The sequence below is a fragment of the Rhodoflexus caldus genome (assembly GCF_021206925.1).
GTDB lineage: Bacteria > Bacteroidota > Bacteroidia > Cytophagales > Thermoflexibacteraceae > Rhodoflexus > Rhodoflexus caldus.
On sequence record NZ_JAJPRF010000006.1, the window covers coordinates 42,594 to 58,259 of the forward strand.

The window sequence follows — 15,666 nt, forward strand, 5'->3', positions numbered from 1 at the left end:
AAGCAATTCCTGCCAACTTATGATTAGCTTTGCAGCCGAATTAGAAATGGATAACCTGATTAACTATCTCCTCTCATGGCCATTAAAATCAGAAAACAGGACGCGCTGGACTATCATGCGCTGGAACGTCCCGGTAAAATAGAAGTCATTCCAACAAAAGCCACCAAGTCTCAACGCGACTTAGCACTGGCATACTCCCCGGGTGTTGCGGAACCCTGCCTTGAAATTGCCAAAAACCCCGAAGACGTTTATAAATACACTGCCAAAGGCAATCTGGTAGCCGTTATTTCCAACGGAACGGCTGTGTTGGGTCTGGGCGACATCGGCCCGGAGGCATCTAAGCCGGTAATGGAAGGCAAAGGCATTTTGTTTAAAATATTTGCAGGCATTGATGTATTTGACATAGAACTCAACAGCCGCAATATTGACGACTTCATCCACGTTGTAAAAGCATTAGAGCCTACCTTTGGCGGGGTCAATCTGGAAGACATCAAAGCGCCCGACTGCTTTGAGATTGAAGAGCGTCTCAAAAAAGAAATGCGCATTCCGGTGATGCACGACGACCAGCACGGAACAGCCATTATCTCCGCGGCCGGCCTGATAAACGCTGCCGAACTGGTAGGCAAAAAATTGGAAGACATCAAAATCGTAGTTTCGGGTGCAGGCGCTTCCGCTATTTCGTGCGTGAAACTGTTTCTGGAAATCGGCGTAAAGCGCGAAAACATCGTCATGTGCGACAGCAAAGGCGTAGTGCGTGCCGACCGCACCGATTTGGACAAATACAAGCGCGAGTTTGCCACCTCGCGCGACCTTTACACCCTCGAGGACGCAATGAAAGGCGCGGATATGTTCCTTGGCCTGAGCAAAGCCAACGTACTGAAGCCCGAGTTGCTGCTCACAATGGCCGACAGACCGATTGTATTTGCACTGGCCAACCCCGACCCCGAAATTGCCTACGATTTGGCAGTGGCTACCCGCAGTGATATCATCATGGCCACAGGCCGTTCCGACTACCCCAATCAGGTGAACAACGTGCTTGGCTTCCCGTTCATCTTCCGCGGCGCTTTGGATGTTCGCGCAACGGAAATCAACGATGCCATGAAACTGGCAGCCGTACATGCCATTGCCGAACTTGCACGCAAGCCCGTCCCTGAAATCGTTAATATTGCTTACAATCAGCCGAACATTACTTTTGGGCCTACCTACTTCATTCCCAAGCCGTTAGACCCGCGCCTGCTCACAACGGTAGCGCCTGCGGTTGCCAAAGCGGCTATGGAAAGCGGCGTTGCCCGTTATCAAATCACAGACTGGGACGCCTACGAAAACGAGTTGCGCCGCCGCATGGGCAACGATGAGAACATCATGCGCGTGCTCGTAAACAAAGCCAAGCAAGACCCGCAGCGCGTTATTTTTGCCGAAGCCGACAACTACAACGTGCTGAAAGCCGCACAGATTGTAATGGACGAAGGCATTGCCAAGCCTATCCTGCTGGGCGATAAAAACAAAATTGCACAGCTCATTGCCGACAATGGGCTGGATTTGGGCAATGCCCCCGTAATAGACCCCTACTCTGCCGAAACAACCGAACAATGCAAACGCTACGGCGATATTTTCTTTGAAAAACGCAAACGCCGCGGTTATAACTACAACGAAGCCCATAAGCGCATCCGCGAACGCAACTATTTCGGCATGGTGATGCTGCACGAAGGCGAAGGCGATGCGCTCATCTCAGGGATGACGCGAAAATATGAATCCGTTTTGCGTCCTGCATTGGAAATTATCGGCACAGCCGAAGCCGGTAAAAAAGTTTCCGGCATGTACATGATGCTAACCAAACAAGGCCCCATTTTCATGGCCGATACTACCGTGATTCAGAACCCGACAGCCGAAGAACTGGTAGATATCGCCCTGTTTGCCGCCGATGCCGTGCGCCGTTTTGAAATAGAACCACGCATCGCCATGCTGTCCTACTCCAACTTTGGTTCATCTAACGACCCCGAGCCTACCAAAGTGCGCAAAGCGGTGGAAATGCTCAAAGCCAAACATCCAACCCTTTGTGTGGACGGCGACATTCAGGCAAACGTAGCATTCAACAAAGAAATTCTGGAAGAAAATTATCCTTTCTCCGAATTGGTTTCCGGTGCTCCTAATATCCTGATTTTCCCTAACTTAGCAGCAGGAAACATTGCCTACAAACTGATGCAGGCCATCGGCGGTGCCGAAGCCGTAGGGCCTATCATTTTAGGTATGAAAAAAGCCGTGCACGTATTGCAATTGGGCAGTTCGGTACGCGAAATAGTAAACATGGCAACCATTGCCGTTGTAGATGCACAAAACAAAAAGCGCAAACGCTCATGAAAATTGAACACCACACCGTTGCTACCATCACCTACGAATTGCGTATGAGCGATGCAGCCGAAGACCAAGTTTTGGTTGAAATTGTTACCGAAGACGACCCCATGCTGTTTCTGGTGGGCGAAAGCGGTTTACCCGAAAAATTTGAAGAAATGCTGATGGGCAAACAAGCAGGAGACACCTTTGAGTTCAGCATTGAGCCCGAGGAAGGCTACGGCGACTACGACCCCGAAGCCAAAGAACTTTTCCCGCTCGAAGCCTTCAAAATTGACGGGGAAATAGACGAAGAAATGTTGCAAATCGGCACAGTGCTACCACTCACCAACGACGAAGGCGATATGATTAGCGCGCGTGTAGAGCAAGTTACCGACAGCGGCGTATTGCTCGACTTCAATCATCCGCTGGCAGGCAAAACCATGCACTTTAAAGGCAAAGTAGTGCACGTGCGCAATGCCACCCGTGCAGAAATTGAACACGGACACGTACACGGCCCCGGCGGCGTAGAGCATTAATCTGTTTGATTAGTCGCGTATTTTCGTAAATTGCAATTTGATTGATTTTCGGGCAGATGCTACTTAATTAATCGCCTGAAAATCAATCTATTGTTATAAGCGGTTTTCTAATAAACCGTACTTTGTTGCATCATTTTTCAGAGATTGTTCCGAAATTTGCAGCAAAAGGCATCTGAAAAAAAGGCTGACAAATACGATTGCCACATACTGATGAAAGAAAAGATTGATTTGTCCCGCGTTCCCCAACATATTGCCGTGATTATGGATGGTAACGGGCGCTGGGCAAAAAAAAGAGGGGCGGCAAGGGTTTTCGGTCATCGCAACGCGGTGAAAGCCGTGCAGGAAATTTCCGAAGCTTCTGCTGAGTTGGGTGTCAAATACCTGACGCTGTACGCATTTTCCACTGAGAACTGGAATCGTCCTCAGGAAGAAGTCAATGCGCTGATGCAACTATTGGTCAATACCATAGAAAAAGAGGTGCCAACGCTGCAAAAAAACAACATCAGGCTAATGACCATCGGTAACATGGAGCGCCTGCCTTCCGATTGCGTCAAAACCCTGCGAAAAGCCATTGCCGATACAGCGAACAATACCGGCATGACCGTAGTCCTTGCGCTCAGCTACAGCGGCAGATGGGAAATACTCAACGCCGTTAAAGCAATGGCCGCCGATATTGAAGCAAAAAGACTCAGCAGCGACGATATTAACGACGAACGTTTCAACTATTACCTGAACACCTACAACATTCCCGACCCTGAACTAATTATCCGCACAAGCGGCGAAATGCGCATCAGCAACTTTCTGCTGTGGCAACTTGCCTACTCGGAACTCTTTTTTACCGATATTCTCTGGCCTGACTTTCGGAAAGAACACTTGTACGAAGCAGTACTTTCTTACCAAAGTCGTGAACGCCGTTTCGGTAAAATCAGTGAGCAACTCGTGCAACCTTAAAAACTATTTTTGCATACGGATACAAAGCCTTGCTTTGCTTCTCAATTATGAAAAAAATCATTTTCCTTTCCTTCCTGTTTTTGCATACCATTACAGCTTTTGCGCAAATTGGCTTGGGTTTGCGAAACCGCTATCGCCAACAGGAATCGGTGGACTACACCCGCCCGCGTGATTATACCATCGCAGCCGTTACCGTCAGCGGCGCTGAACACTTAGACCGTGATGCCTTGCTCTCCATGTCGGGCTTGCGCGTGGGCGATAAAGTGCGCATACCGGGCGATGATATTAGTAATGTTATCAAAAAACTTTACAAATCAGGTATTGTCAGCGATGTTGCCGTACTGATTACGAAAACAGAGGTAGATAAGGTGTATTTGGAAATTGCCGTCAAAGAACGCGCGCGTCTTTCCCGTTTTGTATTTGAAGGCATCCGCAAAGGACAACAGGAAACCCTGAACGATAAAATTAAACTTACCAAAGGACGCATTATCAACGATGCCCTGATAAAAAATACGGAAAATAAAATTCGCAAATATTACGAAGAAAAAGGTTTTCGCAACAGCAAGATTATTATCACCCAGCGTAAGGACACCATCTACGGTTCCAATTCCAACTATGCCTACCTGCTCATCAAGATAGACAAAGGCCCCAAAGTACGCATCCAAAACATTGATGTTGAGGGCGTAAACGACTTTAAAGCACAGAAAGTAATCAACAAGATGAAAAAGACCCGCGCCAAAGGTTTTAACTTGGCGAAAATATTTACACCGTCTAAATTCATCAAAGAAGAGTTCGAAAAAGACAAAAAGCATATTCTGGAATTTTACAGCAAAAACGGATACCGCAATGCCGCCATCGAGGCCGATTCGGTTTATGATATTGCCGAAGGATTGGTGGGAATTAAACTGAAAATACACGAAGGCAAAAAATTCTACTATCGCAATATCAAATGGGTAGGTAACTTCATTTATTCCGATACGGTTCTGAACAAAGTACTTGGCATCCAAAAAGGCGACGTTTACAACCCCGAAGAGTTGAGCAAGCGCCTGAATTTCAGCCCAACCCAACAAGATGTAACCTCATTGTACATGGATGACGGCTACCTGTTCTTCAATATTGAACCCGTAGAAGTACAAGTAGGCGAAGACTCGATTGATATCGAACTGCGCATGTATGAAGGTGAGCAGGCAAACATCAACAAAATCAATCTGCGAGGCAATACTCGTACCAGCGACCACGTAGTTATCCGCGAATTGCGCACACTGCCCGGCAACAAATTCAGCCGTGCTGACCTGCTTCGTACTCAGCGAGAACTTTCCGCATTAGGCTACTTTGACCCTGAAAAAATAGGCATGAATCCCGTACCCAACATAGCCGACGGTACGGTAGATATCAACTACAACGTAGAAGAACGCCCAAGCGACCAGATAGAACTCTCCGGTGGTTGGGGCGGCGCCTTCGGTTTTGTAGGAACGGTAGGTTTGGTATTCAATAATTTTTCGGCACGTAAACTAACCGATTTAAGCTCATGGAAGCCTCTGCCACAAGGCGACGGACAACGCCTGCAATTGCGTTTACAAGCCAACGGTCGCCGATTCCAGAACTATTCGCTCACATTCAGCGAACCATGGTTGGGCGGTAAAAAACGCAATGCGTTCACTATTGGCTTCAACCATTCGGTAAACCGCACCTTTGCTGACTTTGCCATGTCCCGCCAATTGGGCTCATTGCAAGTGTCGGGCGTATCGGTAAGTCTGGGCAGACAACTGAAAGTACCCGATGACTGGTTTGTAATGACCAACGCATTGAGCTATCAGTTTTACAATCTGAATAACTTCTTTGGCTTTGGAGCAATTAATAACGGTCGATTCAACAACTTCACCTTCAATACTACCATATCCAGAAACAGCATTGATAACCCGACTTTCCCCCGCGAAGGTTCTAACGTATCTCTTGCCGTAACCGTAACACCGCCTTACTCGTTGTTTACAGGCCGTGCAGAGCCATTGGTAAACGGCTCTACGCAGTGGATAGAGTACCACCGATGGATGTTCGACAACTCATGGTTCATGAAACTGACCAACAACGGCAAATTGGTTCTCCACGCACGTGCCCACATGGGCTTTATGGGTCGTTTCAATCCCAATATTGACACCAGCCCCTTTGAGCGATTTGTGCTTGGCGGCAGCGGCTTGACTATCAATAACTTCCTGTTAGGTACTGAAATTATTGGTCTGCGCGGCTATCAGGACAACACCATTCGCCCGTTAGAGCCGGACGGCAACGGCGGCTTGCGCTACAATCGCAACGGTGCAGGCGGTATCGTATATAACAAGTTTGTACTCGAGATGCGCTACCCTATATCTCTCAATCCTTCGGCAACGATTTTCGTGCTGGGTTTTGCAGAAGGCGGCAACAACTGGGGTAATTTCAAAGAGTTTAATCCTTTTGACCTGAAACGCTCCACCGGAGTGGGTGCCCGTATCTTTATGCCGGCCTTTGGCTTGCTGGGTATTGACTGGGCATATGGTTTTGACAGCATCCCCGGCGCACCGAATATCAGCGGCAGCCAGTTTCACTTTACCATTGGCCAATTGTTAAGATAATTGCACTAACCGAAAAAGACTATGCTCACGCGCTTGCTTTTTATCGCTTTGTTGCTGACGACTTTTGGGCAAGTAAATGCCCAACGCTTCGGCTATGTGGATACACAGGTGATTGTAGAAAAAATGCCGGAGTATGCACAGGCACAAAGCGAAATAGAAAAACAAGCCGAAATATGGCGCAAAGAAGTAGAGGAAAAACAGGCAGCTGTTCAGAAAATGCGGATGGACTTTGAAGCCGAAAAAGTGCTGCTCCCCGAAGAACTGCGCCAACAACGCTTGGCCGCCATTGATGCCAAGGAAAAAGAAGTGATGGAGTTTCAAAACAAAATGTTCGGCATCGAGGGGCAAATCTATCAGAAACGCCTTGAACTGATGAAACCCATTCAGGATAAGATATATGCAGCCGTGGAAAAAGTAGCCCGTAAACGCCGCCTGTCGTTCATTTTTGACAAAGCAGGCGATTTGGTTATGATATTTGCCGACCCTACACACAACTACACGGACATTGTAATGGAAGAGCTGGGTATAGCAGAAAATAACCAGCAACAGGGCGGCAAACCCGGTACAGGCAAAAAAGGCAATAATTAAAAACTGTTAATGCGGGTTGCCTATATTTGCACCGCTCTATTTTGGAGCGCAAATTGTATTTAACAATCTGATTATTTTAAAAAAACCGCTAACGCAACATGAAAATTAAATTTTTCGCTTTCGCAATTGGGTTATTGCTGTGGGCAGGCCACTCGAAGGCTCAAATGAAAATCGGCTACACTAATCCTGACGTAATTCTGGCGGCACTGCCGGAGGCCAAAACAATTGAAACCGAACTCAAAACTTATGGTACGCAACTCGAGAATGAGATGCAAAACAAACGCAAAGAATTGCAGACCAAGTTTGAGAACTATCAGAAAAACGTAAATGACATGACTCCCGCCATTCGCGAGAGTCGTGAGAAAGAAATCCAGACACTGAATCAGGCCTTGCAGGAATTTCAGGAGAAAGCACAGAACGATATGCAGGTAAAACAGGCGCAACTATTGCAACCTGTTTATGAGAAAATCCAAAAAGCAATTGACGATTTGGCAAAGGCTGAAAACTATGACTACATTTTGGTAGCAGATGCCGGCCAGATGCCTATCATTCTCTATGCAAAAGAAGAGTACGATATCACCAACAAGATTATCACCAAACTTGGCGGCAAACCTATCGCAAAAGAGGAGCCTAAAAAATAAAGCCTTACTCCCTCTCTTACAGGTCTTTACAAAAAAAGCCATCCTTACGTTCAAGGATGGCTTTTTTGCGCTACTGCGTGTATCACTTTTCTATCATCTTGCCAAAAAAATCAACCAATACAACAAAAAGTGCATCAGTTGGCGGAAAAACACGGTATGAACTTCTGTGGCTAATCTTTAATGATATCTTCGTCTGAGTCCTCTTCCATTGCTTTGGCATCGCGTAGGGCTCGCAGTTCTATTTCTGCCGCATCTTTCAGCGAGCTTCTCATTGCCATAGAAAAACCTTGTCGGGCAATGGCAATATCTCCGAATTTTTTACCTGCCAAACCCATCAGGAAGTTCATCTCGGCGGTAGTAGCCGCATCAAAGCGCTGATTGGTAAGCATAGACTGAATGAAGTCTATCGCGGCCTTGTATTCACCCTTTTTGTAAAGGGCAATGCCTTTAAACATCACACTCTTAGGCTCAGCAGGGCTGATTTTCAGTGCTTCCTGTACTGCGGCAAGTGCATTATCGTAGTTTTGAGCGCTAAGCTCCAACTCTGCCAGTTGCACATACAAAGGCAATTGTTTGTTGCGGTCGTTAGTAGCTTCAACCGCTGTTTTCAAATTGGCAATTGTATTGCTGTGTTCCGTATTGCGTTTGGCTATCTGAGCCAGCAGTACGTAGGCCGTAGAATTGCCTTTTTCAACTTTACCTGCTTTCTCGGCATATTGCTTTGCCAAATCGTTTTCATAGACTTTGAAATAGCTGTGGCTTACATTGCAGAAATATTTGGCGGAAAATTTTTCCATGCGCGCCTTGTAGGGGCCAAAATCCGCCTTTTTCCATGCCGCATTAGCTTTGTCAAACTCATCTAAGTGATAGTAGGCATATCCGAGTTCGTAGTAAAACTTGGCGTTCTGGTCTATCTTCATGTTTTGAAGTTTGCTTTCCACCGCAGTAACGGCGTTAATGGCCTCTTGGTATTTGCTGATTTTATTGGCAAGGCGTGCAACATAGTAGGCTACCATCTCATTATCGGGTGCTATGCGGCGCGCGTCTGCTGCTTTCTGGTAGGCCTCTGTCCAATTGCCTTCTCTGATGGCTGCCTGAATGGCAAACATCTTGTATTGCACCTTTTTGTTGATATCCGTTTCGTAATTGAACGCTTGCTCGTAGTAATAGCCTGCCTTTGTAATATCGTTTTTAGCCCGATAAATTGTTGCTAACAGTACATATGCGGGGACAAAATCATTTTTCAGTTTTAAGGTGCTTTGCAGCGAACTCAACGCCGCATCCATACGCTTAATCTGATATTCGCTTTGTGCACGGGCAAACAAATAGTTGTAGTTATTCGGCTCGCGCTGAAGCGCTTTATTGAACTCGTTAATGGCTTTCTCGTGTTGGCCGGAACGGCGCAAATTCTCGCCGTCAACATAGTGCGCAAGGCCTTCCTGTTGTGCAAATACAGTAGAACACATCAACCACAGGGAAAAGGCAAATACGGTGGATAAAAAGTTTTTCATAACATGAATAGTGCATAGCAAAATCAATTCAGCAGTTAGCGCCCAACCATAGGATTTGTCGTTTCAAACTAACTACATTACTTAGGTAATGTTTATGCAATTTTACAACATTTTTAACAGAAAAACAAACAAAAACCCAATTTTAAATTGGGTTTTCCAGTGAAAAAATGTAATAAAATGAGGTTTTTATAATTTATTGGCTAAAAAAGCCGATGTGTAACTTTTTGAGTTTTTTACCATTTCTTCGGGAGTACCTTCAAAAATAAGCGCTCCGCCTTGCAAACCTCCTTCGGGGCCTAAGTCTATTATCCAATCGGCGGACTTAATCACGTCCATATTGTGCTCTATAATCAGCACCGTATTACCGGCATCTACCAGCGCATTAATGGCATGAAGCAGTTTGTGTATGTCGTGAAAATGCAGGCCGGTTGTGGGTTCATCAAAAATGAAAAAGATGTGCTCATCGGTAGGGCGGCCTTTGCCAAGGAAAGAAGCCAGTTTTACGCGTTGTGCCTCTCCTCCGCTCAGCGTGCTGGACGATTGCCCCAAGCGCACATAGCCAAGCCCTACTTCGCTCAGAGGGCGCAGCTTTTCGGCTATTTTAGGTTGCGACTGAAAAAATACAAGTGCATCGGCTACTGTCATTTCTAACACATCGGAGATGTTTTTGCCCTGATACTCAATGTCCAACACCTCCTGTTTAAATCGTTTACCGTGGCAGGCTTCGCAGGTCAGGTGTATGTCTGCCATGAACTGCATTTCAATTTTTACGATGCCCTCGCCTTCACAGGCTTCGCAACGCCCGCCATCTACGTTAAAAGAAAATGTTGCGGGTTTGTAGCCGCGCTGTTTGGCCAGCGGCAATTCGCTGTACAACTGACGGATGCCGTCGTAGGCCTTTATGTAGGTTACGGGATTGGAGCGGCTGGACTTACCGATTGGGTTCTGGTCAACAAACTCCACTTGTGTAATCATTCCCAAATCGCCGGATAGCTCATCCATTTTGCCGGTTTCCTCGCCCGAATTACCGCCTATGTATTTGCTCAATGCAGGATGTAATATTTTGCGAATCAGGGTAGACTTTCCCGAACCGCTCACCCCTGTTACAACAGTCAATGTATGGAGCGGGAACTTGACGGTGATGTTTTTCAAGTTGTGCTCGCGTGCGCCCGATACCTGAATAAAATGCTTCCACGGCCGCCGAGCTGTCGGTGTTTTAATCTGCTCCAAACCGAGGAGATAGCGCGCAGTGAGGCTTTGAGGTGCATTTTGCAACTCATCATGCGTGCCTTGAAAAATCAGTTCGCCGCCTTCCGAACCTGCTCCCGGGCCTATATCTATAATTTGGTCGGCCTGACGGATGACTTCTTCCTCATGCTCTACCACAATAACCGTATTCCCCACATCGCGCAGCATTTTAATCACTTCCACAAGATTTTGCGTATCGCGAGGGTGAAGGCCTATGCTTGGCTCATCTAAAATGTACATACTACCCACCAGCGAACTGCCCAAAGACGTTGCCAGTTTGATGCGTTGAAACTCGCCGCCGGAGAGGGTAGAAGTCAAACGGTTGAGGGTCAGATAGCCTAAACCCACTTTTACCAAGTACTCCAACCTGTTCTGAATTTCAACTAATATGCGTCGGGCTACCTGTGATTCGTGCGGAGTGAGCGAAAGGTTTTGAAAGAACGCATATACATCTGCAACAGGCATCAGCACGAGGTCGGCAATGGATTGCCCGCCAATTTTTACATATTGTGCATCCTTGCGCAAGCGTGTACCGCGGCAATCGGGGCAGGTGGTGCGCCCGCGATAACGCGACAGCATCACGCGGTACTTAATTTGGTGCGATTGCGACTCTAAATAGAAAAAAAACTCGTTCAGCCCTGCAAAGTATTTATTTCCTGTCCAAAGCAGTTGCTGCTCGGCTGCCGTCAGTTCATTATAAGGCCGATGGATGGGGAAATCAAAGCGAATGCCGTTTTTCAGCAGTGGTTCCAGCCATTCGCTCATCTTATCGGAGCGCCAAGGCGCAATAGCACCCTCGTAAACCGACAAGTGTTTATTGGGTATGACCAAATCGGGGTCTATGCCGATAATCGTTCCGAAACCTTCGCAGGTTTTGCAAGCCCCATAGGGGTTGTTAAAACTGAACAGATTAACGCTCGGCTCTTCAAACAGGATGCCGTCGGCCTCAAATTTATCGGAAAAGGTGCGCCATTGGTTGTCGGCTGTGATAACCATGCAGATACCTTCGCCTTCAAAAAAGGCAGTCTGGATAGAGTCGGCAATGCGGTACTGGTTATCGGGGTCGTCTTTCCGAACAACATTTCGGTCTATCAAAATATGCCATTGTTTTTGCTCTTCGGCAGTTGATATGTTTTCAATCAACTCTTCTATAAAGACCACTTCATTAGCCGACGAATACAGGCGGGTGAAGCCTTTCTGTAACAATATTTTACATTCTTCGGCCAATGTGCGGCCATCCTTGCGGAGCAAAGGGCATACAATCGTAAAACGCTGACCGTCAGGCATTGCCTGAATGTTGTCCACTATGTCCGTAACAGTGTCTTTTTTTACCGGATTGCCTGAAACGGGCGAGTAAGTCGTGCCGATACGCGCAAAAAGCAGTTTCAGGTAGTCGTAAATCTCGGTGGTTGTACCTACGGTGCTGCGCGGATTGCGGGTATTGACTTTTTGCTCAACAGCAATTGCAGGCGAAACACCTTTAATGTATTCCACGTCCGGTTTTTCCATCCGGCCCAAAAACTGACGGGCATAGGAACTCAAACTTTCCACATACATCCGTTGTCCTTCGGCAAAAAGTGTGTCAAATGCAAGCGAAGACTTGCCCGAACCCGAAAGACCTGTGATAACAACTAATTGGTTGCGAGGAATGGCAACGCTCAGGTTGCGCAGGTTGTTCACCTTAGCGCCTTTGATAATGATATATTCGCGTGGGTCTAACTCTTCTAAGGGTATGTTGGCGGCTGGCATGACGGCTGAAAATAAACCGCAAGTTAGCTTACTTAGGGCAGATTGAAAAGAAGCGCACCATTAGCGCTTGACAATGAGTTTTTTGGTAACAACGCTTTTGTTGTTTACCCACAGGGTGTAGAAATAAACCCCCGGGATGAAGCGGTCAACCGGCAGAGTCAGTTGGCGCTCGTGAGCAGACAAGGTATATTCGCCAACAATACTGCCCAAAACATTGCGCACTACTACCTTTACGCTTGTTTGGGCATCGTAAAAAATATAGTTGAAAGAAGCGTTATCCGATGCGGGATTGGGGTAGATATTGGATATGGTAACTTGGTCGCTTACATAAAGCCAATTATCATCCGATTTCTCCGACAAAGGGGAGTTGTTTGTTACGGGAGAAACTGATAGATTTAAGCGCTCAAATGAATAATTACTCTCAACAGGGGCTTTGTTTAAAGCATATAAGCCCTGCCCGACAAGCAGGAGAGCAAATAAAAGAAGTCTGCGTAGTAATTTATTCATAGTTAGTCAGTGGGGGCTAAATGTAAACTCATATCAAATATACGCCAAAAAAAGATGGAAGTTGCAATTTATCCACCCCGATTTTGAGCTTTTATATCTTTTTAACAGACAAAAGTTTAGAATATTATCACTTCAACTTTATTTAACCTGAAAATGAATCAACAAAACGTTTCTCAAAGGCATCCCAACGCACTTTACCTGCTTTTTGCAAGTGAAATGTGGGAACGCTTCAGCTACTATGGTATGCGGGCTGTACTGGTGCTTTACCTGACGAAAGCACTGGCATTTGACAAAGTAGTTGCCTCTAACCTCTATGGCGGTTATGTAGGGCTGGTTTATTTAACACCGTTGATTGGCGGTTTTGTGGCAGACCGATTCTGGGGCAACCGTCGTTCCATCCTTGTTGGCGGCATTCTGATGGCATTAGGGCAATTCTCGCTTTTCACCTCCGCCATGTTTAGAGAGGTAGAAGGATTTGGTGTAATATCGCTCTTTACGGGTTTGGGGCTGATGATTGTCGGTAACGGCTTTTTCAAACCCAACATTTCCTCTATGGTAGGCTCGCTGTATGCACCCAACGACTCCCGCCGCGATTCGGCATATACTATTTTCTACCTCGGCATCAACATCGGTGCATTCCTTGGCAACCTGATTACCAGCACCGTTGGCGATACCGGCAATCCCGATGATTTCAAGTGGGCGTTTTTGGCCGTGGGTATTGCCATGACATTAGGCACGCTCATTTTTCAATGGGGTAAAGACCGCTACCTCTATTCATGGGAAGGCAACCCTGTGGGGATGACTCCCGCAGACTCTCCGGGGGTTAAACAAGTTTATTTCTGGCTACCTGTACTCTTGCTCGTAAGCCTTGGCGTGCTGTACATTGACGCTTTTGTTTATAACATCGTATTCCCGATTCTGATTGTTTCCGCACTGGTGATTGCCTACATCGTATTTGCCGATAAATCGCTTACAAGCGTGGACAGAGAAAAGGTGGCGGTAATTTTCATCGTTTCGTTCTTCGTGATTTTCTTCTGGGCAACTTTTGAGCAGGCTCCCGCTTCGCTGACCTTCTTTGCCGATGAGCAAACCGACCGCGAAGTTTTCGGCATCACTGTTCCGCCAAGCCTGTTCCAAAACCTGAACTCGTTCTATATCATGATTTTCTCCCTGCCGATGGCTGTTTTCTGGGGCTTCCTGAACCGCCACAAGCTGGAACCAAGTTCACCGGTGAAGATGGCTTGGGGCCTTGTGCTGGTAGCTTTGGGCTATGTAGTCATTGAGTTTGCCGTAAAAGATTTGGCACCCGGCGTAAAAGTGAGCATGTTCTACCTAATTGGTTTGTACCTGTTGCACACACTTGGTGAACTTTGCCTCTCCCCTATTGGGCTGTCGCTGGTGAACAAACTGTCCCCTCCGAAGTTTATCTCCCTGTTGATGGCGGTTTGGTTCCTTGCACCTGCCATTGCCAACAAGGCTGCCGGTATGATTTCAGCCCTCTATCCCGAACCGGGCAAGAGTACCTTTTTCTTAGGTATTGAAATTACCAACCTGTACGAGTTTTTCCTTATCAACGTAGGGCTGTCAGGTGCTGCTGCAATTCTGTTATTCCTGATTGCCAAGCGTTTAGATAAAATGATGCACGGTATCAAATAAACTTTGCCTTGGGTAAATATTTATAGTAACTTTTCGGCAGTGGCTCAAAGCCCTGCCGATTGTTTTTTTACCATATGAAGATTCACGGTATTATAGCGGGCGCGCTGCTGCTTTTATCGGCAGGCTGCTCGCAAGCACAAAAACACGTACAACAAGACGCACAAGCACCTGCCGTGCAGGCTGTCCAACCGCGTGGGGGGCAGGATGTAAGCGCCTATCCCGAATTGAAAGCAGCCTTAGACACTATTCAGCGCCGCTTTGCACCCGACAAGCGCACCGAACCGTTTTTAACGGAAAGCCAAGCCAAAGGCGACTCGCTGCTCATCAGCATTGACGTAGGGAAAAGTGAAGCCAAGCGGACATTAGACAGCCTCTCCAACACACTGACGATACCTGTGCGTATCACCACTGTATTGTTGCCCGACCAATCGGTTGGCAATAAAGGATATGCAGTGGTCAATATATCTGTTTGCAATATCCGCAGCCGACCGGAGCACTCCGCCGAACTTGCCACGCAGGCACTGATGGGGATGCCGCTCAAAGTATGGAAAAAGAAAGGCGGCTGGTATCTGGTACAAACTCCCGACCACTACTTGGGCTGGGTAGATGGCGGCGGCATTGAGCGCATGACCCAGGCCGAAATGGCACAGTGGAAAGCCCGCAAAAAAGCCGTTTTTCTGCCGCTTTTCGGTATGGCCTACGAAAAACCCGATGTGCAGGCAGCAACCATTGCCGACCTGACAGCAGGTAATATTGTGGCCATATTGGCAGAAGCCAATGGCTTTGTGCAAATCGGATTCCCCGATGGCAGAAAGGCGTATGTACCTGATAATCAAATCAAAAAATCGGAAGAGTGGCTGGCAACAACCAAACCCTCAGAAGCTGCATTAGTCAGTACGGCACGCCGCATGATGGGTATCCCCTACTTATGGGGCGGCACTTCGCCCAAGGGAATGGATTGCAGCGGATTTACAAAAACGGTGTACTGGCTCAACGGGCTGATTATTCCGCGCGATGCCTCGCAACAAATTTGGGCAGGCGAAGAAGTGGATAATAAGCGTGATTTCTCCCGTTTGCGCCCGGGCGATTTGCTGTTTTTTGGCAAACCTGCTACCGACAGCACCGCCGAGAAAGTTATTCACGTAGGTATGTGGATTGGCAACGGAGAATTTATTCATGCTTCGGGCATGATTCGCGTCAGCAGCATGAACCCGAAAGCCGATAACTTTGACCAATACGAGTATGACCGCTACCTGCGCACCAAACGGCTGCTCAATGTCCCTAACGACAAGTACCTGATAACACCGGAAACGATATTAAAATAAAATCACCACCATCAGAT

At 47.1% G+C, this 15,666-nt stretch carries 11 protein-coding genes; 8 read left to right on the forward strand and 3 right to left on the reverse strand.

Annotation, left to right across the window (positions count from 1 at the left end):
- Positions 1-75: 75 nt before the first annotated feature.
- From NDK19_RS08835 to NDK19_RS08860, 6 genes are all read left to right on the forward strand, one after another.
- Positions 76-2,358, forward strand: coding sequence for an NADP-dependent malic enzyme (locus tag NDK19_RS08835; protein ID WP_250631511.1), 2,283 nt, complete (start codon positions 76-78; stop codon positions 2,356-2,358).
- Entirely contained in the window at positions 2,355-2,867 is a 513-nt protein-coding gene (locus NDK19_RS08840) for an FKBP-type peptidyl-prolyl cis-trans isomerase (RefSeq protein ID WP_250631512.1), read from the forward strand. The genes NDK19_RS08835 and NDK19_RS08840 overlap by 4 nt, the downstream gene beginning before the upstream one ends.
- 210 nt (positions 2,868-3,077) lie before the next feature.
- Entirely contained in the window at positions 3,078-3,818 is a 741-nt protein-coding gene (locus tag NDK19_RS08845; RefSeq protein ID WP_250631513.1) for an isoprenyl transferase, read from the forward strand.
- Between the two features lie 47 nt (positions 3,819-3,865).
- Positions 3,866-6,424 (forward strand): outer membrane protein assembly factor BamA, encoded by a 2,559-nt coding sequence (bamA, locus tag NDK19_RS08850; RefSeq protein WP_250631514.1) that lies wholly within the window; start codon positions 3,866-3,868, stop codon positions 6,422-6,424.
- Positions 6,425-6,445: 21 nt separating this feature from the next.
- Positions 6,446-7,012 (forward strand): OmpH family outer membrane protein, encoded by a 567-nt coding sequence (locus tag NDK19_RS08855; protein WP_250631515.1) that lies wholly within the window; start codon positions 6,446-6,448, stop codon positions 7,010-7,012.
- Between the two features lie 98 nt (positions 7,013-7,110).
- On the forward strand, positions 7,111-7,653 hold the full coding sequence (locus NDK19_RS08860; RefSeq protein ID WP_250631516.1) for an OmpH family outer membrane protein: 543 nt from the start codon (positions 7,111-7,113) through the stop codon (positions 7,651-7,653).
- Positions 7,654-7,823: 170 nt separating this feature from the next.
- On the opposite strand, the gene NDK19_RS08865 is transcribed toward NDK19_RS08860, so the two are convergent.
- From NDK19_RS08865 to NDK19_RS08875, 3 genes are all read right to left on the reverse strand, one after another.
- Complete coding sequence (locus NDK19_RS08865; RefSeq protein ID WP_250631517.1) at positions 7,824-9,164, reverse strand: tetratricopeptide repeat protein; 1,341 nt, start codon at positions 9,162-9,164, stop codon at positions 7,824-7,826.
- A gap of 186 nt (positions 9,165-9,350) precedes the next feature.
- Entirely contained in the window at positions 9,351-12,161 is a 2,811-nt protein-coding gene (gene uvrA, locus NDK19_RS08870; RefSeq protein ID WP_250631518.1) for an excinuclease ABC subunit UvrA, read from the reverse strand.
- A 60-nt stretch (positions 12,162-12,221) separates the two neighbouring features.
- Positions 12,222-12,521: a T9SS type A sorting domain-containing protein gene (locus tag NDK19_RS08875; protein ID WP_250631519.1), complete on the reverse strand. Its 300-nt coding sequence runs from the start codon at positions 12,519-12,521 to the stop codon at positions 12,222-12,224.
- Positions 12,522-12,821: 300 nt separating this feature from the next.
- On the opposite strand from NDK19_RS08875, the gene NDK19_RS08880 reads away from it, so the two are divergent.
- Positions 12,822-14,324, forward strand: coding sequence for a peptide MFS transporter (locus NDK19_RS08880; protein ID WP_250631520.1), 1,503 nt, complete (start codon positions 12,822-12,824; stop codon positions 14,322-14,324).
- 74 nt (positions 14,325-14,398) lie between these two features.
- Entirely contained in the window at positions 14,399-15,649 is a 1,251-nt protein-coding gene (locus NDK19_RS08885) for a C40 family peptidase (RefSeq protein WP_250631521.1), read from the forward strand.
- Positions 15,650-15,666: the final 17 nt, after the last annotated feature.

Coding starts and splice junctions, on each gene's coding strand:
- NDK19_RS08840 (WP_250631512.1), top strand. CDS start 2,355: ATGAAAATTGAACACCACACCGTTGCTACCATCACCTACGAATTGCGT.
- NDK19_RS08865 (WP_250631517.1), bottom strand. CDS start 9,164: ATGAAAAACTTTTTATCCACCGTATTTGCCTTTTCCCTGTGGTTGATG.
- bamA (WP_250631514.1), top strand. CDS start 3,866: ATGAAAAAAATCATTTTCCTTTCCTTCCTGTTTTTGCATACCATTACA.
- NDK19_RS08855 (WP_250631515.1), top strand. CDS start 6,446: ATGCTCACGCGCTTGCTTTTTATCGCTTTGTTGCTGACGACTTTTGGG.
- NDK19_RS08860 (WP_250631516.1), top strand. CDS start 7,111: ATGAAAATTAAATTTTTCGCTTTCGCAATTGGGTTATTGCTGTGGGCA.
- NDK19_RS08835 (WP_250631511.1), top strand. CDS start 76: ATGGCCATTAAAATCAGAAAACAGGACGCGCTGGACTATCATGCGCTG.
- uvrA (WP_250631518.1), bottom strand. CDS start 12,161: ATGCCAGCCGCCAACATACCCTTAGAAGAGTTAGACCCACGCGAATAT.
- NDK19_RS08845 (WP_250631513.1), top strand. CDS start 3,078: ATGAAAGAAAAGATTGATTTGTCCCGCGTTCCCCAACATATTGCCGTG.
- NDK19_RS08880 (WP_250631520.1), top strand. CDS start 12,822: ATGAATCAACAAAACGTTTCTCAAAGGCATCCCAACGCACTTTACCTG.
- NDK19_RS08885 (WP_250631521.1), top strand. CDS start 14,399: ATGAAGATTCACGGTATTATAGCGGGCGCGCTGCTGCTTTTATCGGCA.